The 25,437-nt window shown below is 74.1% G+C and carries 21 protein-coding genes; 9 read left to right on the plus strand and 12 right to left on the minus strand.

The features are described from left to right. Positions 1 to 18 precede the first annotated feature (18 nt). Entirely contained in the window at positions 19 to 2,559 is a 2,541-nt protein-coding gene (locus ACI2LW_RS08975; RefSeq protein WP_404730500.1) for a DEAD/DEAH box helicase, read from the plus strand. Positions 2,560 to 2,589: 30 nt separating this feature from the next. On the opposite strand, the gene ACI2LW_RS08980 is transcribed toward ACI2LW_RS08975, so the two are convergent. The 7 genes from ACI2LW_RS08980 to ssd form a co-directional block, all read right to left on the minus strand. Further along, the gene (locus tag ACI2LW_RS08980) at positions 2,590 to 2,976 is read right to left on the minus strand and encodes an Rv3654c family TadE-like protein (RefSeq protein ID WP_404730501.1); all 387 of its coding nucleotides are present in this window, start codon (positions 2,974 to 2,976) and stop codon (positions 2,590 to 2,592) included. A 95-nt stretch (positions 2,977 to 3,071) separates the two neighbouring features. After that, positions 3,072 to 3,467, minus strand: coding sequence for a TadE family type IV pilus minor pilin (locus ACI2LW_RS08985; RefSeq protein ID WP_404730502.1), 396 nt, complete (start codon positions 3,465 to 3,467; stop codon positions 3,072 to 3,074). After that, positions 3,454 to 3,654, minus strand: coding sequence for a DUF4244 domain-containing protein (locus ACI2LW_RS08990; protein ID WP_404730503.1), 201 nt, complete (start codon positions 3,652 to 3,654; stop codon positions 3,454 to 3,456). Before ACI2LW_RS08990 ends, ACI2LW_RS08985 begins: the two co-directional genes overlap by 14 nt. A gap of 89 nt (positions 3,655 to 3,743) precedes the next feature. Beyond that, positions 3,744 to 4,568: a type II secretion system F family protein gene (locus ACI2LW_RS08995; protein WP_404730504.1), complete on the minus strand. Its 825-nt coding sequence runs from the start codon at positions 4,566 to 4,568 to the stop codon at positions 3,744 to 3,746. Then, on the minus strand, positions 4,565 to 5,500 hold the full coding sequence (locus tag ACI2LW_RS09000) for a type II secretion system F family protein (protein WP_404730505.1): 936 nt from the start codon (positions 5,498 to 5,500) through the stop codon (positions 4,565 to 4,567). Before ACI2LW_RS09000 ends, ACI2LW_RS08995 begins: the two co-directional genes overlap by 4 nt. Next, the gene (locus tag ACI2LW_RS09005) at positions 5,490 to 6,707 is read right to left on the minus strand and encodes a TadA family conjugal transfer-associated ATPase (RefSeq protein WP_404730506.1); all 1,218 of its coding nucleotides are present in this window, start codon (positions 6,705 to 6,707) and stop codon (positions 5,490 to 5,492) included. Before ACI2LW_RS09005 ends, ACI2LW_RS09000 begins: the two co-directional genes overlap by 11 nt. Before the next feature lie 332 nt (positions 6,708 to 7,039). Continuing rightward, a complete protein-coding gene (ssd, locus tag ACI2LW_RS09010) occupies positions 7,040 to 8,140 on the minus strand; it encodes a septum site-determining protein Ssd (protein WP_404730507.1) in 1,101 nt (366 codons plus the stop codon). A gap of 593 nt (positions 8,141 to 8,733) precedes the next feature. Between ssd and ACI2LW_RS09015 the strand changes: the two genes are divergently transcribed. After that, a complete protein-coding gene (locus tag ACI2LW_RS09015) occupies positions 8,734 to 9,567 on the plus strand; it encodes an HAD family hydrolase (RefSeq protein WP_404730508.1) in 834 nt (277 codons plus the stop codon). A 490-nt stretch (positions 9,568 to 10,057) separates the two neighbouring features. Here the strand turns inward: ACI2LW_RS09015 and ACI2LW_RS09020 are convergent, their stop codons facing one another. Continuing rightward, a complete protein-coding gene (locus ACI2LW_RS09020) occupies positions 10,058 to 10,921 on the minus strand; it encodes an oxidoreductase (protein ID WP_404730509.1) in 864 nt (287 codons plus the stop codon). Between the two features lie 100 nt (positions 10,922 to 11,021). Between ACI2LW_RS09020 and ACI2LW_RS09025 the strand changes: the two genes are divergently transcribed. Beyond that, a complete protein-coding gene (locus tag ACI2LW_RS09025) occupies positions 11,022 to 12,002 on the plus strand; it encodes an ATP-binding protein (RefSeq protein WP_404730510.1) in 981 nt (326 codons plus the stop codon). A 7-nt stretch (positions 12,003 to 12,009) separates the two neighbouring features. On the opposite strand, the gene ACI2LW_RS09030 is transcribed toward ACI2LW_RS09025, so the two are convergent. Continuing rightward, complete coding sequence (locus ACI2LW_RS09030; protein WP_404730511.1) at positions 12,010 to 13,269, minus strand: hypothetical protein; 1,260 nt, start codon at positions 13,267 to 13,269, stop codon at positions 12,010 to 12,012. 313 nt (positions 13,270 to 13,582) lie between these two features. Between ACI2LW_RS09030 and ACI2LW_RS09035 the strand changes: the two genes are divergently transcribed. The 6 genes from ACI2LW_RS09035 (at position 13,583) to ACI2LW_RS09060 (ending at position 22,113) form a co-directional block, all read left to right on the plus strand. Further along, the gene (locus tag ACI2LW_RS09035; protein WP_404730512.1) at positions 13,583 to 16,495 is read left to right on the plus strand and encodes a bifunctional SulP family inorganic anion transporter/carbonic anhydrase; all 2,913 of its coding nucleotides are present in this window, start codon (positions 13,583 to 13,585) and stop codon (positions 16,493 to 16,495) included. Between the two features lie 137 nt (positions 16,496 to 16,632). Then, positions 16,633 to 18,588: an acetate--CoA ligase gene (gene acs / locus ACI2LW_RS09040; RefSeq protein ID WP_404730513.1), complete on the plus strand. Its 1,956-nt coding sequence runs from the start codon at positions 16,633 to 16,635 to the stop codon at positions 18,586 to 18,588. Positions 18,589 to 18,851: 263 nt separating this feature from the next. Next, positions 18,852 to 20,300, plus strand: coding sequence for a Na+/H+ antiporter NhaA (gene nhaA, locus ACI2LW_RS09045; RefSeq protein WP_404730514.1), 1,449 nt, complete (start codon positions 18,852 to 18,854; stop codon positions 20,298 to 20,300). Positions 20,301 to 20,356: 56 nt separating this feature from the next. Then, positions 20,357 to 20,851 (plus strand): phage holin family protein, encoded by a 495-nt coding sequence (locus tag ACI2LW_RS09050; protein ID WP_404730515.1) that lies wholly within the window; start codon positions 20,357 to 20,359, stop codon positions 20,849 to 20,851. Further along, on the plus strand, positions 20,848 to 21,807 hold the full coding sequence (locus tag ACI2LW_RS09055; protein ID WP_404730516.1) for an alpha/beta fold hydrolase: 960 nt from the start codon (positions 20,848 to 20,850) through the stop codon (positions 21,805 to 21,807). The genes ACI2LW_RS09050 and ACI2LW_RS09055 overlap by 4 nt, the downstream gene beginning before the upstream one ends. Positions 21,808 to 21,930: 123 nt before the next feature. Then, on the plus strand, positions 21,931 to 22,113 hold the full coding sequence (locus ACI2LW_RS09060; RefSeq protein WP_404730517.1) for a hypothetical protein: 183 nt from the start codon (positions 21,931 to 21,933) through the stop codon (positions 22,111 to 22,113). A 9-nt stretch (positions 22,114 to 22,122) separates the two neighbouring features. Here the strand turns inward: ACI2LW_RS09060 and ACI2LW_RS09065 are convergent, their stop codons facing one another. From ACI2LW_RS09065 to nth, 3 genes are all read right to left on the minus strand, one after another. Beyond that, a complete protein-coding gene (locus tag ACI2LW_RS09065; protein ID WP_404730518.1) occupies positions 22,123 to 23,322 on the minus strand; it encodes a MarP family serine protease in 1,200 nt (399 codons plus the stop codon). A 132-nt stretch (positions 23,323 to 23,454) separates the two neighbouring features. Beyond that, positions 23,455 to 24,150: an NUDIX hydrolase gene (locus ACI2LW_RS09070; protein ID WP_404730519.1), complete on the minus strand. Its 696-nt coding sequence runs from the start codon at positions 24,148 to 24,150 to the stop codon at positions 23,455 to 23,457. A gap of 118 nt (positions 24,151 to 24,268) precedes the next feature. Beyond that, positions 24,269 to 25,390: an endonuclease III gene (gene nth / locus ACI2LW_RS09075; RefSeq protein ID WP_404730604.1), complete on the minus strand. Its 1,122-nt coding sequence runs from the start codon at positions 25,388 to 25,390 to the stop codon at positions 24,269 to 24,271. Positions 25,391 to 25,437 lie beyond the last annotated feature (47 nt).

Raw genomic sequence — 25,437 nt, forward strand, 5'->3', positions numbered from 1 at the left:
GACGGTTCGCCAGCCGCGATGGCATTCAATCACTTACCGGCAGGCGTGCACGACGCCTTGGCTCCATTGTCCGTCACGCCGGTGACACACTCGGTGCCGATGGCCAAGAATCACCGATCCGATCGATCCCCGACGGACCCCGCAACCCGCCTGACACCGGGCGCGGTTCTGGACCGGCTCGCCTCCGGGCCGAGCCGGGCTGCGCGCATCACTCATACGGAGCACTTGCCCCCGCGGGCGGGTCGCCATGCCGTCTGGCCCGACCGGATTCGGCCGGAGGTCATCGCGGCCGTCCAGAGCTGCGGAATCGCACACCCGTGGGCCCACCAGGCACGCGCCGCGGAGCACGCCCTCGACGGCGAGAGCGTGGTCGTGGCCACCGGCACCGCCTCGGGCAAGTCGCTCGCCTATCTCGTCCCGGTGCTCTCCACCCTCCTGGACGGCGCCGAGGCCGCCAACGGCCGCGGCGCCACCGCCCTCTACCTGGCCCCCACCAAGGCACTGGCGGCCGACCAGTGCCGCGCCGTGCGGGAGCTGGCCCGGCCCCTGGGCAACGCCGTGCGCCCGGCCGTGTACGACGGCGACACCCCGGTCGAGGAACGGGAGTGGATCCGCCAGTACGCCAACTACGTCCTGACCAACCCCGACATGCTGCACCGCGGGATCCTGCCCTCCCACCCGCGCTGGTCCTCCTTCCTGCGATCCCTGAAGTACGTGGTGATCGACGAGTGCCACACCTACCGGGGGGTCTTCGGCTCGCACGTCGCCCAGGTGCTGCGGCGCCTGCGCCGCCTGTGCGCGCGGTACGGCGCCTCCCCGGTCTTCCTGCTGGCCTCCGCGACCGCGGCGGAGCCGGCGGTGGCCGCCCGGCGGCTCACCGGCCTGCGCGTGGTCGAGGTGGCCGACGACGCCTCACCCCGCGGTGAACTGGTGTTCGCCCTGTGGGAGCCCCCGCTCACCGAACTGCGGGGCGAGAAGGGCGCCCCGGTCCGCCGCACGGCCACCGCCGAGACCGCGGACCTGCTGACCGACCTCACCCTGCAGGGCGTCCGCTCGGTCGCCTTCGTGCGCTCCCGGCGCGGCGCCGAGCTGATCTCGGTGATCGCCCAGGAGCGGCTGGCGGAGATCGATCGTCCGCTGGCCGGGCGTGTCGCGGCCTACCGGGGCGGCTACCTCCCCGAGGAGCGCCGCGCCCTGGAACGCGCCCTGCACTCCGGCGAACTGCTCGGTCTGGCCGCCACGACCGCGCTGGAGCTGGGGGTCGACGTCTCCGGTCTGGACGCCGTGGTGATCGCCGGGTATCCGGGGACCCGCGCCTCGCTGTGGCAGCAGGCGGGCCGGGCGGGCCGGGCCGGCCAGGGGGCGCTGGCGGTGCTGGTCGCCCGGGACGACCCGCTGGACACCTTCCTCGTGCACCATCCGGAGGCGCTGTTCGACCAGCCGGTGGAATCCACGGTCCTCGACCCCGACAACCCTTACGTCCTGGCCCCGCACCTGTGCGCCGCCGCCGCCGAGCTGCCGCTCACCGACGAGGACCTGGACCTGTTCGGCCCCACCGGGCGGGAGCTGCTGCCGCAGCTGGAGGCCGCGAAGCTGCTGCGCCGCAGGACCAGGGCCTGGCACTGGACGCGCCGGGAGCGGGCCGCGGACCTGGCCGACATCCGCGGCGCGGGCGGACGGCCGGTGCAGATCGTCGAGGCCGGCACCGGCCGGCTGCTCGGCACGGTCGACGAGGCCGCCGCGCACACCACGGTGCACGAGGGCGCCGTCCACCTGCACCAGGGCCGCACGTACCTGGTGCGCTCCCTGGATCTCGCGGACTCGGTGGCCCTGGTCGAGCGGGCCGATCCGCCGTACACGACGGTCGCCCGGGACACGACGTCGATCTCCGTCCTGGAGACGGACGTCGAGGTGCCCTGGGGCGCGGGCCGCCTGTGCTACGGCTCGGTCGAGGTCACCAACCAGGTGGTCTCCTTCCTGCGCAGGCGGGTCATCACCGGTGAAGTGCTGGGCGAGTCGAAGCTCGACCTCCCTCCTCGTACGCTGCGCACCCGCGCGGTGTGGTGGACGGTCACCGAGGACCAGCTCGACGAGGCGCGGATCGCCCCGGAGATCCTCGGGGGCGCGCTGCACGCCGCCGAGCACGCCTCCATCGGCATGCTGCCGCTGTTCGCCACCTGCGACCGCTGGGACATCGGCGGCGTCTCCGTGCCGCTGCACCCGGACACGCTGCTGCCCACGGTCTTCGTCTACGACGGCCACCCCGGCGGAGCGGGCTTCGCCGAGCGCGCCTTCCACACCGCCCGGGCCTGGCTCACCGCCACCCGCGAGGCCATCGCGTCCTGCGAGTGCGACGCCGGCTGCCCCTCCTGCATCCAGTCCCCCAAGTGCGGCAACGGCAACGACCCGCTGCACAAGCGCGGCGCCGTGCGGCTGCTGACGGTGCTGGTGAAGGGCGCACCGGAAGTACCGGAGGAACCCGAGAAGCCCGAAGAATCCGAGGAACGGCAGAAACGGCAGGAATCCCAGGACCGCCAGGAAAAGGACACCGGCGCTTAGCCCACGCGGGTGACGGCGGGCCCGCTCGGCTCAGCGAGCCGGCGGACTCTGCGCCCCGGAAGGACCAGGCGGACCCAGTGGTCCCGGCCGGTCCGGTGGACCCAGTGGTCCCGGCCGGTCCGGCGGGCCCGGCGGGCCCGCTCTCGCCCGCACGCGGGCCGTGAACGGTCCGCGTTCCGACAGCGCCGTGACGTCGGAGGTGTCGCCCACGATCACGCACCGGACGAGCGTGCCGCCCTGGGCCCGCGCCACCCGGTCCGCGCGGGCGCAGGCCGCCGTGCCGCCCTCCGCCCAGTGGCCGGCCGCCGCCAGCGCCGCCAGGTCGGCGGCCCCGGCCGCCCGGTGCCGGGTGACCACGGCCTGCCCGAGGGCGAGACCGGCACCGAACACCACGCAGAGCAGCGCGACCGCCCCCACGCTCCACACGGTGGCCGACCCACGGTCGCGCTCGGCCGGCGGAAGGAGCGGGAACCGGCCCCGGCACAGAAGCCGGCACCGGCGCAGCACACGTCTCATCGTCCCGCCTCCCGCCCGGCCCCCGGCACCGCCGTCTGCTCGGCCTCCGCCACGGCCTCCTCCCTCAGCTCGAAGGGCAGCGCGCCCATCCCCGGCGGGTCGGCCACGACGACCACCCGGACCTGGTCGCCCTCCCGGGCCACGGTCACCCTCGCGCCGCGCGGCGCCACGCCCCGGGCCAGCGCGGTGACCGCCCCGTCCGGGTCCTGGCGGGCGGCCGCCCGGGCGCCCGCCCGTGCCGCGTCCACGCACTCGATCTGCGCGAGGACCACCAGCAGCCCCCACACCAGGGCGGTGACCACCAGCACCAGCACGGGCAGGACCATCGCGGCCTCCGCCGTCACGAACCCCCGGTCACCGCACCGCCCGCCCCGGCGTTCACGTCCGCGCACTGAGCGCCCGCCTCACGATGTTCTGCAGCTCCGTCCTGACCTGCCCGCTCGTCACCACCTCGTAGAGCAGCACCGCGAAGGCCACCGCCGCGATGATCCCCATCGCGTACTCGGAGGTGACCATCCCCGCGTCCCGCCGCATCCGGCCCACCAGGGCACACAGCCGTGCCCGTGCCTTTCCGTACATCTCAACCCCCGTGAGTTCCTGGTTGGTTGGTCGTCGTCCGCGAGCGCGCTCGTCGCCGCCCGCCGCTCGGTGCCGTACTCGCCGCCCTCTCAGCCACCACCTCCGCTCAGCAGCCCGCCCGCGAGTCCGATCAGCACGGGCAGCACGCCGACCGCGACGAAGGCGGGCAGGAAGCACAACCCGACCGGCGCGCTGACCAGCACGGCCGCCCTGCGGGCCCGGGCGGTGGCGGCACGCGCCCGGTCGGCGCGCACGTCCGCGGCGAGCCGGGCGGCCGGCCCGGCGGCGGGCAGACCGGACTCGTCGGCCCGGTCCAGCAGGCGGGCCAGCGCACCGGCTCCCGGTATCGCGGCGAGCCCCCGCCAGGCGTCGGACGGTTCACCGCCGAGCCGTACCTCGGCGGCTCCGCGCGCCAGCCCCTGTCCGACGGGCCCGCCCAGCGCCTCGCCGACGGCCTGGGCCGCGATCACCGGACCGGCTCCGGCCGCGATGCAGGCGGCCACGAGATCGGCGGCGAGCGGGAGTTGGCGGGCGGCCTCGGCCTCGTCGAACCCCTCGGCGGGCCGTACCGCAGCCCGGCACCGCTCCCACCACCACAGCCCCGCCGCGCCCGCCGTCCCGGCCAGCGCCCCGGTGGCTCCGCCCACCACGACCCACCCCGCGAGCGCGACCACGGCCGGCACCGGCAGCTTCCGAACGGCGGTGGATGCGGTCGACCACCGCCCCAACCACCGGCGTTCGGCCGCCGGCGGCGCTTCGGCGCCCAGCAGCGAGGCCGTCCGCCGTCGCGCCGCGCGCCCGCGGCGCACCGACACCGACCACCGCACCAACGGCACCACGATCAGGAGCAGGAGCACCAGGAGCGCCGCTGCTCCCTCTACCGTCCCCAGCCTGTGGACGACTTCGGCACTCATGCCGACTCCGCCCGTCGCACGATGCGCAGGGCCCACCACAGCCCCGCGGCCTCCAGCGCCCCTCCGACCAGCAGACAGCCCAGGCCCGCCGTGGTGTGCAGCAGCACGCGCAGGGGGTCGGCGCCCATGGCGGTGCCCAGCAGCAGGCCCAGGGCCGGCAGGCCGGCGAGCATCAGCGCGGTGGCGCGGGCGCCCGCCAGCTGGGCGCGCAGTTCGGCCCGTTGGTCGCGTTCGGCGCGCAACGCGCCTTCGAGGCGGTCCAGTCCGGCGGTCAGGCCCGCGCCCTGGTCCACGGCCACCCGCCAGCAGGCGGCGAGTCCCCGCAGTCCCTCGGCTCCCGGCTGCCGCGCCGCCGCGGCCAGCGCGCCGGGCACGTCCCCGCCGAAGCGGGCCGCGGCGAGCACCGCCGCCTGGGCGTCCCCCAGGCCACCGGAGTCCCGCGCGGCGCGCAGCAGCGCCTCGGCGGGCTGCCGCCCGGCCCGCACCTCCCCGGTGAGCGCCCCGCACAGGGCGATCACCGCGTCCGCGCGCCGCTCCCGTGCCCGGCGGGCGGCCCGGGCCAGCCGGGTCCGCCGCAGCAGCGGCACCGCGGCCGCCCCCGCGGCGACCGGCAGCACGGAGGCGCCGAGCACCGCCAGCACCAGCCCCGCGGCCGGCGCCCACCACTCGGGCCGCAATCGCCGCCGCAGGCGGGCCAGTTCGCTCAGCGTCCACACCCGTGCCGGTGGCCCGGTAGCCACCGCGGCGCCGCCCGCGAACAGCAGCCGGGCCCGGCGCGCTCCCGGGCGCCGTCCGCCGAACAGCCACACCGCCGCCCCGGCGCACAGGACGGCCACCGCCGTCGGCACCGGGTCCGCCTCCGGCCCCGGCCAGGCACCGCCCGCGGACCGCACCCCCAGGGCCACCGCGGTCAAGGACGACTCATACGACATCTCCACCCCTCCCCCGAGCGACATCTCCGCCCCCTCCCGAAGCCGCCCCGGGGTCGAGCAGCCCCCGCAGCCGCTCCCACCCGGGCTCCCGGACGAACGCCCGGCTGCCCCAGCGCAGCGCGGGCACCGTCCGCACCAGACCGGACGCGTCCCGCTCCAGCACCCGCACCTCGGCGATCCGGCGCCGCCCGGCGCGGTCCCGCACCAGGTGCAGCACCACCGACAGCGCGGCCGCCAACTGGCTGTGCAGCGCGGCCCGGTCCAGCCCGGCCGCCGTGCCGAGCGCCTCCAGCCGGGCGGGCACGTCCGCGGCGGCGTTCGCGTGCACGGTGCCGCAGCCGCCGTCATGGCCGGTGTTCAGCGCGGCCAGCAGATGGACGACCTCGCCTCCGCGGACCTCGCCGACGACCAGCCGGTCCGGCCGCATGCGCAGCGCCTGCCGCACCAGGTCCTCGAGCGTGACCAGGCCCGCGCCCTCCTGGTTGGGGGGCCTGGTCTCCAGCCGGACGACGTGGGGGTGGTCGGGCCGCAGTTCCGCGGAGTCCTCGGCGAGCACGATCCGTTCGCCCGGGCCGACCAGTCCGAGCAGCGCGCTCAGCAGGGTGGTCTTGCCGCTGCCGGTGCCGCCGCTGATCAGGAAGGACAGCCGCGCCGCCATCAGGGCCCGCAGCACGCCGTCGCCGCCGGGCGGGACCGTGCCGGCGGCCACCAGCTCCCCGAGGGTGAAGGCACGCGGCCGTACGACGCGCAGGGACAGGCAGGTGCAGCCGACGGCGACCGGGGGCAGCACCGCGTGCAGCCGGGTGCCGTCCGGCAGCCGGGCGTCGACCCAGGGCCGGGCGTCGTCGAGCCGGCGTCCGGCCACGGCGGCCAGACGCTGCGCGAGGCGCCGTACGGACGCCGCGTCGGGAAAGGACACACCGGCCCGTTCCAGTCCGCCGCCGCGGTCCACCCACACCCGGTCGGGGGCACAGACCAGGACGTCGGTGACCGAGGGGTCGGCGAGCAGCGGCTCCAGCGGCCCGCTGCCGATCAGCTCGGACCGCAACTGCTCGGCCGCTCCGAGCACTTCCGCGTCCCCCAGCACCCGCCCCTGCTCGCGCAGCGCCTGCGCCACGCGCGCGGGCGTCGGCTCGGCGCCGCTCTCGGCAAGCCGGCGCCGCACACCGGCCAGCAGCTCCCCGGGCAGCGCGGGACCGGCCGGCACAGCACCGGACAGCGAGGCACCGGACAGCGTGCGACCGGGCGGCACGGAACCGGCCGGCGAGGCACCAGGCAGCACAGGACCGGGCGGCGACGCACCGGTCAGCACGGCACCGCCAGCGGGCCACCGGCCGCCCCGCACGCCGGGCACGGCGGGCGCAGCGGGCCCGGCGGACGCAGCGGGCACGGCGGACGCACCGGGCACGGCGGACGCACCGGGCGCAGCGGGCACGGCGGGCGCAGCGGGCCCGGCGGACGCACCGGGCACGGCGGACGCACCGGGCACGGCGGACGCACCGGGCCGCCGGAGAGACGGCCGCCGCTCCTGCGCCGCCCTCACGCGGCACCCGCCTCGAGCAGGGCCCGCTCCCAGAAGGCCGTGCAGAAGCGGGCCAGCGGCGACCGCGCGGCGGCGCCGGGCGGCTTCCCGCTCTCGCCGGCCCGCAGCCCGGACTCCACCGGGACCTCGCCGGCCAGCGGCAGTCCGAGCAGCCGGGCCACCTCGCGGTCGTCGAGGCCGGGCGCGTACGGCCCCCGTACCGCCACGCGCAGGTCGCGCAGCACCATGCCCACCGCGGACGCGACCCGCTTGGCCGCGGCGACCGCGCGCAGCTCGGCGGGGACCACGAGCAGCCCGAGGTCGAGCTGGGCGAGGATCTCGGCGACTCCTTCGTCGACCCGGCGGGGCAGGTCGACGACCACCGCGCCACCGCCCCGGCGGGCGGCGGCCAGCACCGCCCGGACCGCCTGGGGCGGGACGGCCACGCAGTCGCCGCGGTCCCAGCTGAGCACCCGCAGCGCGTGCAGCTCGGGCAGCGACTCCTCCAGCGCGCCCCCGCCGACCCGGCCGCGCGAGGCGGCGAACGCGGGCCAGCGCAGCCCCTCGGCCGCCTCCCCGCCGAGCAGCACGTCGAGCCCGCCGCCCAGCGGATCGGCGTCCACGAGCAGGGTGCGCAGGCCCTCCCGCGCGGCGGTGACGGCGAGCGCGCAGGCCAGTGTGGACGCTCCCGCTCCGCCCCGGCCGCCGATGACGCCCACGGTGAGCGCGGGCCGGCCGGCGCCCTCGGCGACGTCGGCGATGCGGTCGACGAGCCACTGCTCCCCGTCGGGCAGCATCAGCACGTGGTCGGCTCCGATCTCGACGGCGCGCCGCCAGACGCCCGGGTCGTCCTGGTCGCGGCCGACCAGCACCACTCCGCGCCGGCGCGCCGCGCCCCGCACGCGCCGTGCGGCGTCGTCGCCCACCAGCACCAGCGGCGCGGCCTCCCAGCCGCCCGTGCGCTCGGGCACCCCGTGGTGGACCTCGGGCGTCGCACCGGCCGCCGCGCACAGGCGCAGCAGGTCGTCGAGGAGCTCGGTGTCCTCGGTGACGATGAGCGGTCCGCCGGGCCGTCCGACGGCTCCGGACGGCGGATCGTGTGTGACGGTTCGGGACACGGGCCCGTCCCCCTTCGCAGCATGTGCCGCGCGGCCCTCACGGGCCCCGCGAACCCCGGACAGGTGAGAACCGGCGAGCGGTCCCCCTAGGGCGGCCGATACGAACCGGCCATACGCGCCCGCAAACGGGAACCGGCCATGAACTCGCCCGGAACTCGCCGCGAGCGGTGCGCGCAGGAATCACGGTGCGGCGATCCGGGAAATCATGTGGATCTTGGTCCAAAACTGTGGACAACTCGGTGGATGTGAATATCGCCTTCACCCAAACCGGCGACCTCTGTACTGGTTTCCCGTGCGACTTCCCCAGCGCAGTCCCACGACTACGGACCGTGACGGATCATGATGTCGCAGGTCGGGGAGGTGCGACGGGGGGAGGTGGGGCCGGCGGTGGCCTGCCGAGGCGCGAAAACCCGTCCGGACATGCGACGACCCCCGCCGGGGGGGAGAGCGGGGGTCGTCTCCACGGCCGACTCGGGGGGGGAGGAGTCGGACCGGGTTAGCACGGTCGCGAACGATCCGTGACTTCCATGGTGTACCCGAGAGCCCTCTCAGGCAAACCCACGCGCCCACCTTACGCCGAATGGGCTGCCCCTATGCTCAGGGGCGTGGAAAACCACTCCTTGCCCCGCACAGCGGCCTTCTTTGATCTGGACAAGACGGTCATTGCGAAGTCGAGCACGCTCACCTTCAGCAAGTCGTTCTACCAAGGCGGTCTGATCAACCGCAGGGCCGTCTTGCGTACCGCGTACGCCCAGTTCGTCTTCCTCGCCGGCGGCGCCGACCACGACCAGATGGAGCGGATGCGCCAGTACCTGTCCGCGCTGTGCCGCGGCTGGAACGTGCGGCAGGTCAAGGAGATCGTGGCCGAGACGCTGCACGACCTGATCGACCCGATCATCTACGACGAGGCCGCGTCCCTCATCGAACAGCACCACCGGGCCGGACGCGACGTGGTCATCGTGTCCACGTCGGGCGCGGAGGTGGTCGAGCCGATCGGCGCGCTGCTGGGCGCCGACCGCGTGGTGGCCACCCGGATGGTGGTGGGCGAGGACGGCTGCTTCACCGGCGAGATCGAGTACTACGCGTACGGCCCCACGAAGGCGCAGGCGATCCGGGAGCTGGCCGAGTCCGAGGGGTACGACCTCGACCGCTGCTACGCCTACAGCGACTCGGTCACCGACCTGCCGATGCTGGAGTCCGTCGGGCACCCGCACGCCGTCAACGCCGACCGGGCCCTGCGCAGGGAGGCCGTCGCGCGCGGGTGGCCGGTCCTCGACTTCCACCGGCCGGTACGGCTCAAGCAGCGGCTGCCCGCGTTCTCCGTGCCGCCCCGTCCGGCCCTGGTGGCGGCCGCGGCCATAGGAGCGGCGGCGGCGACCGCGGGACTCGTCTGGTACGCGAGCCGGCGCCGGAACGCGGTCGCCTGAACCGCGGCCCCCGGCAGGGGGCCGGTTTCCTGGGTAACGAGTAATGGGCACGGCATTCGGCCGCACGGCGAATCACGTCCGTTTGGCTCCTGTTTGCGCCCAAAAGTAAAGAAGCGTGGGCAGGGCTTCCGCTTGCTCCCGGCTTGCAGTACAAAGGACTTAACGGCCCGCGAGACCGAAGGACATCCGAGAGGATCACCTTCAAAGCGCATTTGGCCCCACGGACCGAGCATGAACACCGGGCACCCACGCGACGTCGACCCGTCGATTACGGGCCAGCCGCACCAGGTGACGGGCGAAGTTCCCGACCTGATGGGCGACATATCGAGGACGCTTGGTAACTCGGTGGTCATGCCAGCGGCGGTACGAGTCCTCGTACCGCCGCATTTTCGCGCCCGCCTCGCCCGCCCGCACGGGACCGCCTGGGCCCCCCGGCCCGCCGAGACCGCCGGACCGCCGGACTGCCGGGACTGCCGCCCCCCTGGGCCGGTCAGGCCGCGCCGCGCTGGAGCGCCTCGCACACCGCCGTCGACTCGCGCGCACCGAGCTCGATCGCCCTGCCGCAGTGGGCGATCCAGGCGGCCATGCCCTCCGGGGTGCCGGAGAGATACCCGTCGAAGGCCGCGAGGTAGGCCGCGCGCCCCAGTTCCGCGTGTCCCACCTCGGCCGGGCAGACCGCCTTGGGGTCCAGTCCGCTGCCGACCAGGACGATGCGCTCGGCGGTCCGCGCCACGAGCCCGTTGTGCGAGACGAAGGGACGCAGCGCCAGCAGCTCCCCGTGCACCACGGCCGCCGTCACCAGGGCGGGCGCGGAGCCACCCGCGATGATCAGCTCCGACAGGCCCTCCAGGCGCCCGGAGACCTCCCCCGCGTCCGGCAGCGCGGACTCGACCAGCGGCTCGTCGACGGCCTCGTCCCGCCGGCGCGGCCGTCCGACGGCGTCGTCCTTGCTCGCCGCGGCCACCAGGTGCAGCCGGGCCAGGACGCGCAGCGGCGACTGGCGCCAGATGGACAGCAGCTGGCCGGCCTCGGCCGTCAGCCTCAGTGCCGCACCCATCACGCGTGCCTCGTCGTCGCCGCTGAAGTCGGTGCGCCGGCGCACCTCCTCCAGGGCCCAGTCCGCGCCGGACAGGGCCGCGGAACCGCGGGCGCCGCGCAGCGCCGCCTCGGAGGTGATCTCGTTGCTCCGGCGCCGCATGACCCGGTGCCCGTAGACCCGGTCCACGGCCTTGCGCACGGACTCCACGGACTCGGCCACCCCGGGCAGCGAGCCCAGGGCGGCGAGGGGGTCCGCCCGGTCCGGGCCCGGACGGGAGCTGGCGGGAGGATCGGCGGGCGCGCCTGTCGTACTCATGAGTACGACATTACGCACCCGGGCGCCGCCCCCACGAAGGAGTGGTCTTCTTCACGCACCCATGCCACTGACCGCAGCCATTCCACTACGCTTGGTGAACATGAAAATTGCTTTCGTCGGGAAGGGCGGCAGCGGCAAGACCACTCTGTCCTCCCTGTTCGTGCGCCACCTGGCGGCCTCCGGGGCCCCCGTCGTGGCCGTCGACGCCGACATCAACCAGCACCTGGGGGCGGCCCTGGGCCTGGAGGAGGCCGAGGCCGCCGCGCTGCCCGCGATGGGCGACCACCTGCCGATGATCAAGGACCTGCTGCGCGGCACCAACCCGCGCATCGCGTCCGCCGAGACGATGATCAAGACGACCCCGCCCGGCGAGGGATCGCGCCTGCTGCGCGTGCGGGAGGACAACCCGCTCTACGACGCCTGCGCGCACCCGGTGGAACTCGACGGCGGCACCGTCCGCCTGATGGTCACCGGCCCCTTCACGGACGCCGATCTGGGGGTCGCCTGCTACCACTCCAAGACGGGCGCGGTCGAGCTGTTCCTGAACCACCTCGTGGACGGCCGCGACGAGTACGTCGTGGTCGACATGACGGCGGGCTCGGACTCCTTCGCCTCCGGCATGTTCACCCGCTTCGACATCACGTTCCTCGTCGCCGAGCCGACCCGGAAGGGGGTGTCCGTCTACCGCCAGTACAAGGAGTACGCCCGCGACTTCGGCGTCGTGCTGCGCGTCGTCGGCAACAAGGTGCAGGGCAGGGACGACCTGGACTTCCTCCGCGCCGAGGTCGGCGACGACCTGCTGGTGACCGTCGGGCACTCGGACTGGGTGCGCTCCATGGAGAAGGGCCGGCCGCCCCGGTTCGGACTGCTGGAGGACGCCAACCGCCGCGCCCTGCGCATGCTGCACGTCGCCGCCGACGCCACGTACGAGCTGCGCGACTGGGACCGCTACACGCGCCAGATGGTGCACTTCCACCTGAAGAACGCCGCCTCCTGGGGCAACGAGCGCACCGGGGCCGACCTGGCGGCGCAGATCGACCCCGGGTTCGTCCTCGGCGAGAACGTCACCGCTCCCGTCTGACCGCGCGCTACGGCCTGGGCGCCCCGGGCACGCCCCTGGGCGCCGGGGCCCGGTGACCGGACAGGAAGGACGCCCAGCCCTGCCGGGGGGTCTCCCCGACCTTCAGACCGCGCAGCTTGTCCAGCGTCTGCGGGTCCTGGGCGTCCAGCCAGTCGGCCAGCCGGCGGAACGACACGCAGCGCACCTCGGGCTTGTTGCACACCTCCTTCACGACCTCCTCCACGGCGCGCATGTAGGTGCCGCCGTTCCAGGACTCGAAGTGGTTGCCGATGATCAGGGGCGCGCGGTTGCCGTCGTAGGCGCGGTAGAAGCCCTTGAGGAGGCCGTCGCGCATCTGGTCGCCCCAGTAGCGGTACATGGCGGGGTCGCCCTGGGTCTGGGTGCCGGACTGGTTGACCATGAAGTTGTAGTCCATGGTCAGCTGCTCGAAGGTGTGGCCGGGGAAGGGGACCAGCTGCATCGACAGGTCCCACAGGCCGTAGCGCTTCTTCGGCCAGACCTGGTCGTTGACGCCGCTGGTGTCGTAGCGGAAGCCGAGCTGGCTCGCCGCCTTCATGAAGTTCTTCTGGCCCTCCAGGCAGGGCGTGCGCGCGCCGACGAGTTCCTTGTCGTAGTCGAAGGGCAGCGGGGCGGCGTCGCGCAGGCCGGTGTTCGTCCTCCAGGTCTTCACGAACTGCTTGGCCTGGGCGATCTCGCTCTTCCACTCCTCCACCGACCACTGGCCGACCCCGCCGTCGGGCCCGCAGAAGTGGCCGTTGAAGTGGGTGCCGATCTCGTTGCCCTCCAGCCACGCCAGGCGCAGCTGCTCGACGGTGTCGGCGATGCCCTTCTCGTCGTTGAAGCCGATGTCCGAGCTGCCGGGGGCGTGCTGCGGGGGGTGGTACAGGTCGCGCTTGTCCTCGGGCAGCATGTACACGCCGCTGAGGAAGTACGTCATCGTCGCGTTGTTCTCCTTGGCGACCCGGCGGAAGTGGGAGAACAGCTTCTGGCTGTCCTCGCCCGCCCCGTCCCAGGAGAAGACGACGAACTGCGGGGGCTTCTCACCGGGCTTGAGCCGCTCCGGTCTCGGCAGGTGCGGCTGGGGCCCGGTGTACGCGGTGGACCCGTCGCCGATGAGGCGGACGGCGCTCCCGGGCGCCGGCGCGCCCTGTCGCGGGCCGTGCGCGCCCTGCCTGGGAGCCTCGCGGCCACTCGCACAACCGGCGAGTGACGAGGCGAAGGCCGCGGCGGCGACGACCCCCGCGGCGATCCTCTGGGTGGCGGCCATGTTCGGCCCACCTTCTTCCTTCTCTCGGCCGGCGCCGGGACGGCGCGTGCTGGTGGTGTGCCGGGCGAGCCGACAGCGCCGTCAAGGTCGCATGAGAAGGAAGAGCGAATTAATACGACAAGCCGATAAAAAGCCCGCTTCACTCATCGAGGTGATTCGCTGCGCCAATCGCGCCAAGAATAAGGACTTTACCTTTACGTGGCATTACGTTCGCTTTACCTGGTGTTGGCTCGGCCGATCCCTGTGTGCCGGCTCAGCCAGACCCCGCGGGACCAGCAATCCCGCGACCGCGCCACCCGGAGGAAGAGGGAACATGTCAGCCTGCGTCCCCCCGCCCACCGCCGACTCGGCCCGGACCGAGCGCTCCCACCCCCCGCACAGCCCGCCCCGGCGGCCGCGCCGCTTCCGTGTCGCGGGCGCCGACCTGTCCGCCGCCGTCGCGGTCTTCCTGATCGCCCTGCCGCTGTCCCTCGGCATCGCCCTGGCCACCGGCGCCCCGCTCCAGGCCGGTCTGGTGGCCGCCGCAGTCGGCGGACTCGTCGCGGGACGCATCGGCGGCTCCCCGCTGCAGGTCAGCGGCCCCGCCGCCGGGCTCACCGTGGTCACCGCCGACCTGATCCACCGCTACGGATGGCGTACGACCTGCGCCGTCACCGTGCTCGCCGGCCTCGCCCAGCTCGGCCTGGGATGCCTGCGGGTGGCCCGCGGCGCCCTCGCCGTCAGCCCCGCCGTCGTCCACGGCATGCTGGCCGGGATCGGGGTGACCATCGCCGTCGCCCAGCTGCACATCGTCCTCGGCGGCAGCCCGCAGAGCTCCGTGATCGACAACCTCCTCGCGCTGCCCGCGCAGCTGGCCGGCCCCGACCCCGCCGCTCTCGCCGTCAGCACGCTCACCCTGGCCCTGCTGCTGCTCTGGCCCCGGCTCCCCGGCCGCGCGGGCCGGCCGCTGCGCCGTGTGCCGCCCGCGCTGGTCGCCGTCGCCGGGGCCACCGCCGTCGCCACCCTGGCGGGGCTGGCCCTGCCCAGGGTGGACCTGCCGTCCTGGCACAGCCACGCCCTCGCCGGACTGCCGCAGGGGCCGGTGGCCGGCCTCTTCGCCGCGGTGCTCAGCACGACTCTGGTGTGCAGCGTGCAGTCACTGCTCGGCGCGGTCGCCGTGGACAGGCTGGCCGCCGCCCGCTCCGGACCGGGCACCCGCGTCGCCCGGTCGGACCTGGACCGGGAGCTGCTCGGGCAGGGCGCCGCCAATGTCGTGTCGGGCGCCCTCGGCGGGCTGCCCGTGGCGGGGGTGGCGGTGCGCAGTACGGCGAATGTGCGCGCGGGAGCCGTGAGCCGGAACTCCACGATGCTGCACGGCGTTCTCGTAGTGATCGCCGCGCTGCTGATGGTCCCGCTCCTGGAGCTCATCCCGCTCGCCTCGCTCGCCGCCCTGGTGATGGCCGTCGGCGTCCAGATGGTGTCCCTGCACCACATCCGCACGGTGACCCGCCACCGCGAGGTGCTGGTGTACGCCGCCACCACCCTCGGCGTGGTCGCGCTCGGCGTCCTGCAAGGGGTGGTGCTCGGGATCGCCGTGGCGGTCGCCGTCGCCCTGCACCGCCTGACCCGCACCCGTATCACGCACCACGAGCGGGAAGGGGTCCACCACGTCCATGTGCGGGGCCAGTTGACGTTCCTCGCGGTGCCGCGCCTGAGCCGGGTTCTGCACCGAGTGCCCCAGGGGGCCGACGTGGTCGTCGGGCTGGACGGCTCGTTCATGGACCACGCGGCGTACGAGTCGCTGCAGGACTGGCAGCGGACGCACACCGCGCAGGGCGGCTCGGTCCAGCTCACCGGGCGCCGCGCGGGGGTCCGGATCGCCGAGCCGACCGGCCCCGCGGGCTCCGTCTGCCGCTGCCGGCCGTGGACGCCCTGGCGCAACCACCAGTGCGAGGGCGGCCCGCGGCGGGTGTCGCCGGCCCCCGCGCCCGCCGGGGCCGGCGGCCGGCCGTCCGCCGGCCCCGGCTCCCCGCTGCCCGCCGCCGGTGACGGCGCGCGGACGGCCACCGGCCGCCGGGCCGGCACCACCGGTGACCACGGGACCGAGGCCGGCACCGGCCCCCACGCCGGCACCGGAACCAGCACCGGCACCAGTACGGGCGGGCAGGCCGGACACGCCCGCGGCACCGCCGGCACCGCCGCGGCCACCCCTGTCACCCACGCCCCGGCCGCCACTCCCCTCCCGGCGCACCACCCCGGCCTGAGCAGGCAGCAACTGGCGCGCGGCATCAGCATGTTCCAGCGCGCCACCGCCCCGCATGTGCGGGACGAGCTGGCCCGGCTGGCCCGGGAGGGACAGCAGCCCTCCCAGCTCTTCCTCGCCTGCGCCGACTCACGGCTGGTCACCTCGATGATCACCTCCAGCGGCCCCGGCGACCTCTTCGTCGTGCGGAACGTGGGCAACCTCGTGCCGCCGCCGGGGCAGGACGGCGGCGACGACTCGGTGGCGGCCGCCATCGAGTACGCGGTGGACGTGCTCGGGGTGCGCTCGATCACGGTGTGCGGCCACTCCGGCTGCGGCGCCATGCAGGCACTGCTCACCTCGGGCCACGGCGGTGACGGCGACGACGGCCCCCGCCCCGGCACCGGAACCGGCCCCGCGACCGGCCCCGGCACCCCCGAGCCCTCTACGTCACTCGGGCGCTGGCTGCGGTACGGGCTGCCCAGCCTCCAGCGGCTGGCCGACGAGAACCGCCCCGCCCCCGGACTGGCCGGACGGCGGCCCGCCGACACGGTCGAACGGCTCTGCCTCGTCAACGTCGTGCAGCAGCTGGAGCACCTGCGCGCCCACGACTCGGTGGCCCGCGCGCTGCGGGAGGGCGCGCTGGAACTGCACGGCATGTACTTCCACGTCGGTGAGGCCCAGGCGTACCTGCTCACCGGCACGGACGACGGAGCCGCGGTGTTCGCGGGCGTGGACGTGGGCGCCGGCGGGGACCCGAGTACGACTGCGGAGCCGGGCACGACCACGGATCCGGACACGACCACGGACCCGGGTACGCCCGCGGCCCCGGGCACGACCACGGCCCCGGGCACGCGCGCGATCACGGGCGCGGTCGGGAGCCCCGCGAGCCCCGCCCACAACCTGTCCGGCCCGGTGTGCGACACGCCCGGCGTGGCGGCGTCGGCCGTGGTGGCCCGGGGTCATGCTGAACTCGGGCGGCCCGGCGTCCGTGGGAAGGAGTGACCGGGAAGTGAATGCCGCGGCCACCCATTCGGGGAGACAGGTCTAAACCAATTGTCCGTCGACCCTTGTCATCCGACCCCCGCGTCTGATGAGCTGTGGCCCGGGACACAACGGACACCCTGGGAAAGGGAGATGTCGTGAGCAACGAGAGCCTGGCCAACCTGCTCAAGGAAGAGCGCAGGTTCGCGCCCCCGGCCGACCTGGCCGCGGGCGCCAACGTCACGGCGGAGGCGTACGCGCAGGCCAAGGCTGACAGGCTCGGCTTCTGGGCCGAGCAGGCCCGCCGTCTGACCTGGGCCGAGGAGCCCACCGAGACGCTCGACTGGTCCAACCCGCCGTTCGCCCAGTGGTTCAAGGACGGCACGCTCAACGTGGCGTACAACTGCGTGGACCGGCACGTCGAGGCGGGCCACGGCGACCGGGTCGCGATCCACTTCGAGGGCGAGCCCGGCGACAGCCGCGCCATCACCTACGCCCAGCTCAAGGACGAGGTGTCCCGGGCCGCCAACGCCCTGCTCGAACTGGGTGTGCGCAAGGGCGACCGGGTCGCCGTCTACATGCCGATGATCCCGGAGACCGCGGTCGCCATGCTGGCCTGCGCCCGGATCGGCGCCGCGCACTCCGTCGTCTTCGGCGGCTTCTCCGCGGACGCGCTCGCGACCCGCATCCAGGACGCCGACGCCAAGGTCGTGATCACGGCCGACGGCGGCTACCGGCGCGGCAAGCCGTCCGCGCTCAAGCCCGCCGTCGACGAGGCGATCGCGCGCGTCGACAACGTCGAGCACGTGCTGGTCGTCCGCCGCACCGGCCAGGAGGTCGCCTGGACCGAGGGCCGGGACGTGTGGTGGCACGAGCTGGTGGACGGCCAGTCCGCCGAGCACACCCCGGAGCCGTTCGAGGCGGAGCACCCGCTGTTCATCCTCTACACCTCCGGCACGACCGGGAAGCCGAAGGGCATCCTGCACACCTCCGGCGGCTATCTGACGCAGGTCGCGTACACGCACTGGGCCGTCTTCGACCTCAAGCCGGAGACCGACGTCTTCTGGTGCACGGCCGACGTCGGCTGGGTCACCGGCCACTCGTACATCGTGTACGGCCCGCTCGCCAACGGCGCCACGCAGGTCATGTACGAGGGCACGCCCGACACCCCGCACCAGGGCCGGTTCTGGGAGATCGTCCAGAAGTACGGGGTGACGATCCTCTACACCGCGCCGACCGCGATCCGCACGTTCATGAAGTGGGGCGACGAGATCCCCGCGAAGTTCGACCTCAGCAGCCTGCGCGTCCTGGGCTCGGTCGGTGAGCCGATCAATCCCGAGGCGTGGATCTGGTACCGGAACAACATCGGCGGGGACCGCACCCCCGTGGTCGACACCTGGTGGCAGACCGAGACCGGCGGCATCATGATCTCCCCGCTGCCGGGCGTGACCGAGGCCAAGCCCGGCTCCGCCCAGCGGCCGCTGCCGGGCATCTCGGCCACGGTGGTCGACGACGAGGCCAACGAGGTGCCCAACGGCGGCGGCGGTTACCTGGTGCTGACCGAGCCGTGGCCGTCGATGCTGCGCACCATCTGGGGCGACGACCAGCGGTTCATCGACACCTACTGGTCCCGCTTCGAGGGCAAGTACTTCGCCGGCGACGGCGCCAAGAAGGACGACGACGGCGACATCTGGCTGCTGGGCCGCGTGGACGACGTGATGCTCGTGTCCGGGCACAACATCTCCACCACCGAGGTCGAGTCCGCGCTCGTCTCCCACCCGTCGGTCGCCGAGGCGGCCGTGGTGGGCGCGACGGACGAGACGACCGGGCAGGCGATCGTCGCCTTCGTGATCCTGCGCGGCACCGCCGCCGAGACCGAGGGCCTCGTGGCCGAGCTGCGCGACCACGTCGGCAGCACCCTCGGCCCGATCGCCAAGCCGAAGCGGATCCTGCCGGTGGCCGAGCTGCCCAAGACCCGCTCCGGCAAGATCATGCGCCGGCTGCTGCGCGACGTGGCCGAGAACCGGCAGCTCGGCGACGTCACCACGCTGACGGACTCCACCGTCATGGACCTCATCCAGGCGAAGCTCCCGACGACGTCCGCCGAGGACTGAGCACCTCACCCGGACGAGGAGCGCGGCGGGCGGCCGAGGACACACGGCACGTCCCCGAGGGGCACCCGGCACACACCGGGTGCCCCTCGCGCGTCCCCGGTCCGTTGTCCGTTCCCGGCCGCGAGGGGGCCCGCAGGACGACACCGGACCGCACCGGCCCCGCTTGGGTAGGCTGGGCACAGCGACCGCAACGCAACAAGGTCCTCAGGTGCGCCGGGAAGTCTGGTCGGCATGTGCTCGTCCCTGCCCACCCGGAGGTTCCCGTGGCCGCCCCCCGTCCCACCCCCGCCCCCCGCAAGGTGTTCGGACGCCTCTCCCTGCCCGAGCGCACCTTCGTCATGGACGCCCTGCGCACCGAGACGGTCGGCGGTGTCCTGCTGCTCCTCGCCGCGGTCGCCGCGCTCGTCTGGGCGAACGTCCCCGCGCTGAGCGCCAGCTATGAGAGCGCCGGCCACTTCCACCTCGGCCCCGCCGCCCTCGGCCTCCACCTCTCCGTCGAGCACTGGGCCGCCGACGGGCTGCTGGCGGTCTTCTTCTTCGTCGCCGGGATCGAACTCAAACGCGAACTCGTCGCCGGCGACCTCAAGGACCCCAGAGCGGCGGTCCTCCCGGTCGTCGCCGCGCTGTGCGGGATGGCCACCCCCGCGGCCGTCTACACCCTCACCAACCTCGTCGGCGGCGGCTCCCTCGACGGCTGGGCGGTGCCCACCGCGACCGACATCGCCTTCGCGCTGGCCGTGCTCGCGGTCATCGGCACCTCGCTGCCCAGCGCCCTGCGCGCCTTCCTGCTGACGCTCGCCGTCGTCGACGACCTGTTCGCCATCCTGATCATCGCGGTCTTCTTCACCGAGCGGCTGGACTTCGCCGCGCTCGGCGGCGCGGCGGTGGGCCTCGCCGTCTTCTGGCTGCTGCTGCACAAGGGGGTGCGCGGCTGGTACGTGTACGTGCCGCTCGCCCTCGTCATCTGGGGGCTGATGTACAACAGCGGCGTGCACGCCACCATCGCCGGCGTCGCGATGGGCCTGATGCTGCGCTGCACCCCCCGCGAGGGGGAGGAGCGGGAGCAGGCCCCGGGCGAGCGCGTCGAGCACTTGGTGCGCCCTGTGTCGGCGGGCCTCGCCGTGCCGCTGTTCGCGCTGTTCAGCGCGGGCGTGCCGATGTCCGGCGGGGCGCTCGCGGAGGTGTTCACCCGGCCCGAGACGCTGGGCGTCGTCCTGGCCCTCGTCGTCGGCAAGACGCTCGGCATCTTCGGCGGCACCTGGCTCACCGCCCGGTTCACCGGGGCCCGTCTCGGCGACGAACTGGCCTGGGCGGACGTCTTCGCCCTCGCCGTGCTGTCCGGCATCGGCTTCACCGTCTCCCTGCTGATCGGCGAGCTCGCCTTCACGGACGACGCGGCGCTGACCGACGAGGTCAAGGCGGCCGTGCTGACCGGCTCCCTGATCGCGGCGGCGAGCGCCACGCTCCTGCTGAAGCTGCGCAACGCCCGCTACCGCCGGCTGTCCGAGGAGGAGGAGCGGGACGAGGACCTCGACGGCATCCCCGACGTCTACGAGCAGGACGACCCCGACTACCACCTCCGTGTGGCCGCCATCCTGGAGCGCAAGGCCGCCGAGCACCGGCGCATCGCCGCCCGCAAGGCCGCCGAACGGGCAAGCCGGCTTGCCGAAGTGCCGGGCGGGGCAAGCGAGGAGGACGACCGTCCGGCATGATCTGACGGGACGGTACAAAGTTCTCGCAGCAGACTCGCAGAAACAGGGAGACCGCGATGAGCGCACCCGACGGCAGCCCGGTCGGCGCCGAACGCAGCATCGGCCAGCTGTTCGCCTCGGCCACGACCGAGATGTCGGCGCTGGTGCACGACGAGATCGCACTCGCCAAGGCCCAGCTGAAACAGGACGTCAAGCGCGGGGCGACCAGCGGCGGCGCCTTCAGCGCGGCCGGCCTGCTGCTGCTGTTCTCGCTGCCCATGCTCAACTTCGCGCTGGCGTACGGCATTCGGACCTGGAGCGGCTGGAACCTCGCGGTCTGCTTCCTGCTGTCCTTCGCCGCCAACGTCCTCGTCGCCGGCGGCCTCGCCCTGATCGGCGTGGTCTTCGCCAAGAAGGCCAAGAAGAGCAAGGGGCCGCAGAAGGTCGCCGCGTCGGTGAAGGAGACGGCGGGCGTCCTGCAGAAGGCCAAGCCGCACCCGCGCCCGGAAACCCCCGCTCCGGCGGACCGGTCCCCCCAGGCCATCGAGGCTGTGGCACGCTCGTCCTCATGACGGAGCCCGCCACCCCTTCGGCGCAATCGGCACACTCGGCGCAGACCGTACGGATCGAGGCCGTCGGCGGCCGCACGGTCACGCACCGCGACGTCGCCGCCAACGGCGCGCGATTCCACATCGCCGAGCTCGGCGACGGACCGCTGGTACTGCTGCTGCACGGCTTCCCGCAGTTCTGGTGGACCTGGCGGCACCAGCTGGTCGCCCTGGCCGACGCCGGCTTCCGGGCGGTGGCGATGGACCTGCGCGGCGTGGGCGGCAGCGACCGCACCCCGCGCGGGTACGACCCGGCCAACCTCGCCCTCGACGTCACGGGCGTGATCCGCTCGCTCGGCGAGCCCGACGCCGCGCTGGTCGGCCACGACCTCGGCGGCTATCTGGCCTGGACGGCGGCGGCGATGCGCCCGAAGCTGGTGCGCCGCCTCGCGGTCGTCTCCATGCCGCACCCGCGGCGCTGGCGCTCGGCGATGCTGGCCGACGTCCGGCAGACCGCGGCGAGCTCCTACATCTGGGGCTTCCAGCGGCCCTGGATCCCCGAGCGGCAGCTCACCGCCGACGACGGCGCGCTCGTGGGCCGGCTGGTGCGCGACTGGTCGGGCCCCCGGCTGCCGGACGACGAGGCGGTCGACAGGTACCGGCGGGCGATGTGCATCCCCTCCGCGGCGCACTGCGCCATCGAGCCGTACCGCTGGCTGGTGCGCTCCCTGGCCCGGCCCGACGGCATCCAGTTCTACCGCCGGATGAAGCGCCCGGTGCGGGTGCCCACACTGCATCTGCACGGCTCCCTCGACCCGGTCCAGCGCACCCGCAGCGCGGCCGGCTCGGGCGAGTACGTCGAGGCGCCCTACCGCTGGCGCCTGTTCGACGGGCTCGGCCACTTCCCGCACGAGGAGGACCCGGTGGCCTTCTCCACCGAACTCGTCAACTGGCTGAAGGACCCCGAGCCCGACCGGTGACCCCGCCGGCGCGGTATCCGGACGCGAACGGCTGTCCTACGAACGGCCACTTGCCCGGCGCATAGGCCAATTGGGGCCGCCGGGGGCGGTTATCGACCTTGGGGCGGGGGCAGACGTCGGGGTATGGGCTGGACGCACGACTACAGTGACGCAGCACGCACCCGCCGTTCCACGGGCGGCGGACTCGGCTCCCACCAGCGGGGCGCCCCGCAGCTGACGGGCACCGACCTCCGGGTGGGCATTCCGCGCATCCTGCGCCGCCGCGCCCGCTGGGTCTCGGTACGCCTGCGTCACCCGCGCGGCTGACCGCGCCGGCTACAGCGCACAGCTGTCGCTGTCCACCTGCCGGTTCGCACTGCGCCCCTGGACGATGTCCGACCGGATCTCGTCCGTCGTGAGCGCGTAGCCGGTGTCGGCGTCGTCGAGCGACTTGGCGAACACCACGCCGTACACCTTGCCCTCGGGGGTGAGCAGCGGGCCGCCGGAGTTGCCCTGGCGGACGGTCGCGTAGAGCGAGTAGACGTCACGGCGGACGGTGTCGCGGTGGTAGATGTCCGGTCCGTTCGCGGTGATGCGCCCGCGCACGCGCGCGGCGCGCACGTCGTACGAGCCGTTCTCCGGGAACCCGGCGACGATCGCGCCGTCCCCGCTGTGCGCCTGACCGGACGTGAACTTCAGGGCCGGCGCCCGCAGATCCGGCACGTCGAGCACGGCGATGTCGCGGCGCCAGTCGTACAGGACGACCTTCGCGTCGTACCGCCTGCCCACGCCGCCCACCTGGACGGTGGGTTCGTCGACGCCGCCGACGACGTGCGCGTTGGTCATCACGCGGCGGTCGGCGAAGACGAAGCCGCTGCCCTCCAGGACCTTGCCGCAACCGTGCGCGGTGCCCACGACCTTGACCACGGACCGTCTCGCGCGGCCCGCGACCACGCTGTCGCGCAGCGCGGGGTCCGGGGGCCGTACGTCGGTGATCGGCTCGTTGGCGAACGGGCTGAAGACCTGCGGGAAGCCGTTCTGCGCGAGGACCGAGGTGAAGTCGGTGAACCAGGTGTCGGCCTGCGCGGGCAGCACCTCCGAGACGCCGAACAGCACCCGGGAGTTGCGCACTTCCTTGCCGACCGTCGGTATCGTCGTGCGGCCCAGGAGCGAGCCGATCAGCCAGGCGACGAGCAGCAGGGCCGCCACATTGACCAGGGCGCCGCCGGTCGCGTCCAGGGCCCGTGCCGGGCTCCAGGTGATGTAGACCCGCAGTTTGCTGCCCAGATGGGTGGTCAGCGCCTGTCCGACCGAGGCGCAGACGATGACCACGATCACCGCGACGACGGCCGCGGTGGTGCTCACCGGTGTGCCGTCCGTCAGGGCGTCCCAGACGACCGGCAGGCCGTACACCGCGACCAGGCCGCCGCCCAGGAAACCGATCACCGACAGGATGCCGACCACGAATCCCTGCCGATAGCCCACGACCGCGAACCACACGGCGGCGACCAGCAGCAGGATGTCCAGCACGTTCACCGCGTCGAGCCTCGCCTCATCGTCTTCCCGTCACCGGTCACCACAGCTCGGCCGGGGACCCGGCCCGCCGCACGGCGGCAGCGGACACGGACACGGCGTCCCCCGAGGCAGCACGGCACGGAGCCCACCCTGTCATGACCGCCAGTCGAGCGGGACCTGCTTGTCCCGGTCCCACGGGCGCTCCCACCCCGCGTAGTGCAGCAGACGGTCGATGATTCCCGCGGTGAAGCCCCAGACGAGGGCCGATTCGACCAGGAATGCCGGACCCCGGTGGCCGCTGGGGTGCACGGTGGTCGCACGGTTGCGCGGGTCCGTGAGATCCGCCACGGGGACCGTGAACACCCGGGCGGTCTCGGCGGGATCGACCACCCCGACCGGGCTGGGCTCCCGCCACCAGCCGAGCACGGGCGTGACGACGAAGCCGCTGACCGGGATGTACAGCCGGGGCAGCGCGCCGAACAGCTGGACGCCGCCCGGGTCGAGCCCGGTCTCCTCCTCGGCCTCGCGCAGCGCGGCGCGCAGCGGGCCCTCGCCCTGGGGGTCGCCGTCCTCCGGGTCGAGCGCCCCGCCCGGGAAGGACGGCTGACCCGCGTGGGAGCGCAGCGAGCCGGCCCGCTCCATCAGCAGCAGCTCGGGCCCGCGCTCCCCCTCGCCGAACAGGACGAGCACGGCGGACGGGCGTCCCGCGCCGTCCTCGGGCGGCAGGAAGCGGCTGAGCTGGACGGGCCGGATGGTCTCGGCGACCCGCACGACCGGCTCCAGCCAGCCGGGCAGCCCTTCCTTGCTGAGCACCACCGGATCGCCCCGCGTCTCGCTCGCCCACGTCATCGCCGCCCCCGTCCCGTCCGTCCTGCCGTGTCCAACGCCCGAGCGCGCCGAGATCGTTCCACCGGCCGCCGCGGGCGGACGCGGTCCTCGGGGACGGGCGGCACTGCCGTACGCGCCGTCACCCGGCCCCCAGGGGCGGGGCCGGCCTGCCGCCCGCGTCCAGGTAGGACTGCGGGGGCTTGAGCCGCTGGCCGGGGAAGCCGCCCTTCTCGTACTTCAGCAGCTTCCTCGCCTTCTCCGGGTCGGTCTCCCCTTCTCCGTACGCCGGGCAGAGGTGGGCGATCGGGCAGGCGCCGCACGCCGGCTTGCGCGCGTGGCAGATGCGCCGGCCGTGGAAGATCACGCGGTGCGAGAGCATCGTCCACTCGCTCTTCGGGAAGAGCGCGCCGACCGCGGCCTCGATCTTGTCGGGGTCGGTCTCCTCGGTCCACTGCCAGCGCCGCACCAGCCGCTGGAAGTGCGTGTCCACGGTGATGCCGGGGCGGCCGAAGGCGTTGCCGAGGACCACGAAGGCGGTCTTGCGGCCGACTCCGGGCAGCTTGACGAGGTCCTCCAGCCGGTCCGGGACCTCACCGCCGAACTCCTCCACCAGGGCCTTGGACAGGCCCATCACCGACTTGGTCTTGGCCCGGAAGAAGCCGGTGGGCCGGAGGATCTCCTCGACCTCCTCGGGGTTGGCCGCGGCGAGGTCCTCCGGGGTGGGGTACCGGGCGAACAGCGCGGGCGTCGTCTGGTTGACCCTGAGGTCCGTGGTCTGGGCGGACAGCACCGTGGCGACCAGCAGCTGGAAGGGGTTCTCGAAGTCCAGCTCCGGGTGGGCGTAGGGGTACACCTCGGCCAGCTCGCGGTTGATCCGGCGGGCGCGCCGGACCAGGGCGGTGCGCGACTCGTTCTTCGGCGGCCGGGGCGCGATGGTCCGGGCGGGCGGGGCGTTGCGTACGGTGGCGACGGCTTTCTCCGGGACGACGGCGATCTTCTTGGGCGGCGTGGCCTTCCTGACCAGGGGCTCGGCCTGGGCGGTGGTCTTCCTGGCGGTGGCCTTTGTGGCCTTCTTGGCGGTGGCCTTCTTGGCGGTGGCCTTCTTCGCGGGGGTCTTCTTCGCGGCGGTCTTGCCGGCGGTGGTGGCGGACTTCGCGGCAGTGGCTTTCTTCGTGGCCGCCTTCTTCCCCGGTTTCTCGGCGGCAGCCTTCTTGGCGGCGGCCTTCTTGGCGGCCGCCTTCTTGGCGGGAGCCCTCTTCACTGGGGCCTTCTTGGCCGTGGGCTCCTCCGCGGGGGCGTTCCCGCCGA

Origin of the sequence: Streptomyces sp. NPDC004065, assembly GCF_044903565.1 — a bacterium.
Lineage (GTDB): Bacteria > Actinomycetota > Actinomycetes > Streptomycetales > Streptomycetaceae > Streptomyces.

Coding starts and splice junctions, on each gene's coding strand:
- ACI2LW_RS08975 (WP_404730500.1), top strand. CDS start 19: ATGGCATTCAATCACTTACCGGCAGGCGTGCACGACGCCTTGGCTCCA.
- ACI2LW_RS08990 (WP_404730503.1), bottom strand. CDS start 3,654: ATGTACGGAAAGGCACGGGCACGGCTGTGTGCCCTGGTGGGCCGGATG.
- ACI2LW_RS08995 (WP_404730504.1), bottom strand. CDS start 4,568: ATGAGTGCCGAAGTCGTCCACAGGCTGGGGACGGTAGAGGGAGCAGCG.
- ACI2LW_RS09000 (WP_404730505.1), bottom strand. CDS start 5,500: ATGTCGTATGAGTCGTCCTTGACCGCGGTGGCCCTGGGGGTGCGGTCC.
- ACI2LW_RS09015 (WP_404730508.1), top strand. CDS start 8,734: ATGCTCAGGGGCGTGGAAAACCACTCCTTGCCCCGCACAGCGGCCTTC.
- ACI2LW_RS09020 (WP_404730509.1), bottom strand. CDS start 10,921: ATGAGTACGACAGGCGCGCCCGCCGATCCTCCCGCCAGCTCCCGTCCG.
- ACI2LW_RS09025 (WP_404730510.1), top strand. CDS start 11,022: ATGAAAATTGCTTTCGTCGGGAAGGGCGGCAGCGGCAAGACCACTCTG.
- ACI2LW_RS09030 (WP_404730511.1), bottom strand. CDS start 13,269: ATGGCCGCCACCCAGAGGATCGCCGCGGGGGTCGTCGCCGCCGCGGCC.
- ACI2LW_RS09035 (WP_404730512.1), top strand. CDS start 13,583: ATGTCAGCCTGCGTCCCCCCGCCCACCGCCGACTCGGCCCGGACCGAG.
- ACI2LW_RS09050 (WP_404730515.1), top strand. CDS start 20,357: ATGAGCGCACCCGACGGCAGCCCGGTCGGCGCCGAACGCAGCATCGGC.
- ACI2LW_RS09055 (WP_404730516.1), top strand. CDS start 20,848: ATGACGGAGCCCGCCACCCCTTCGGCGCAATCGGCACACTCGGCGCAG.
- ACI2LW_RS09060 (WP_404730517.1), top strand. CDS start 21,931: ATGGGCTGGACGCACGACTACAGTGACGCAGCACGCACCCGCCGTTCC.
- ACI2LW_RS09070 (WP_404730519.1), bottom strand. CDS start 24,150: ATGACGTGGGCGAGCGAGACGCGGGGCGATCCGGTGGTGCTCAGCAAG.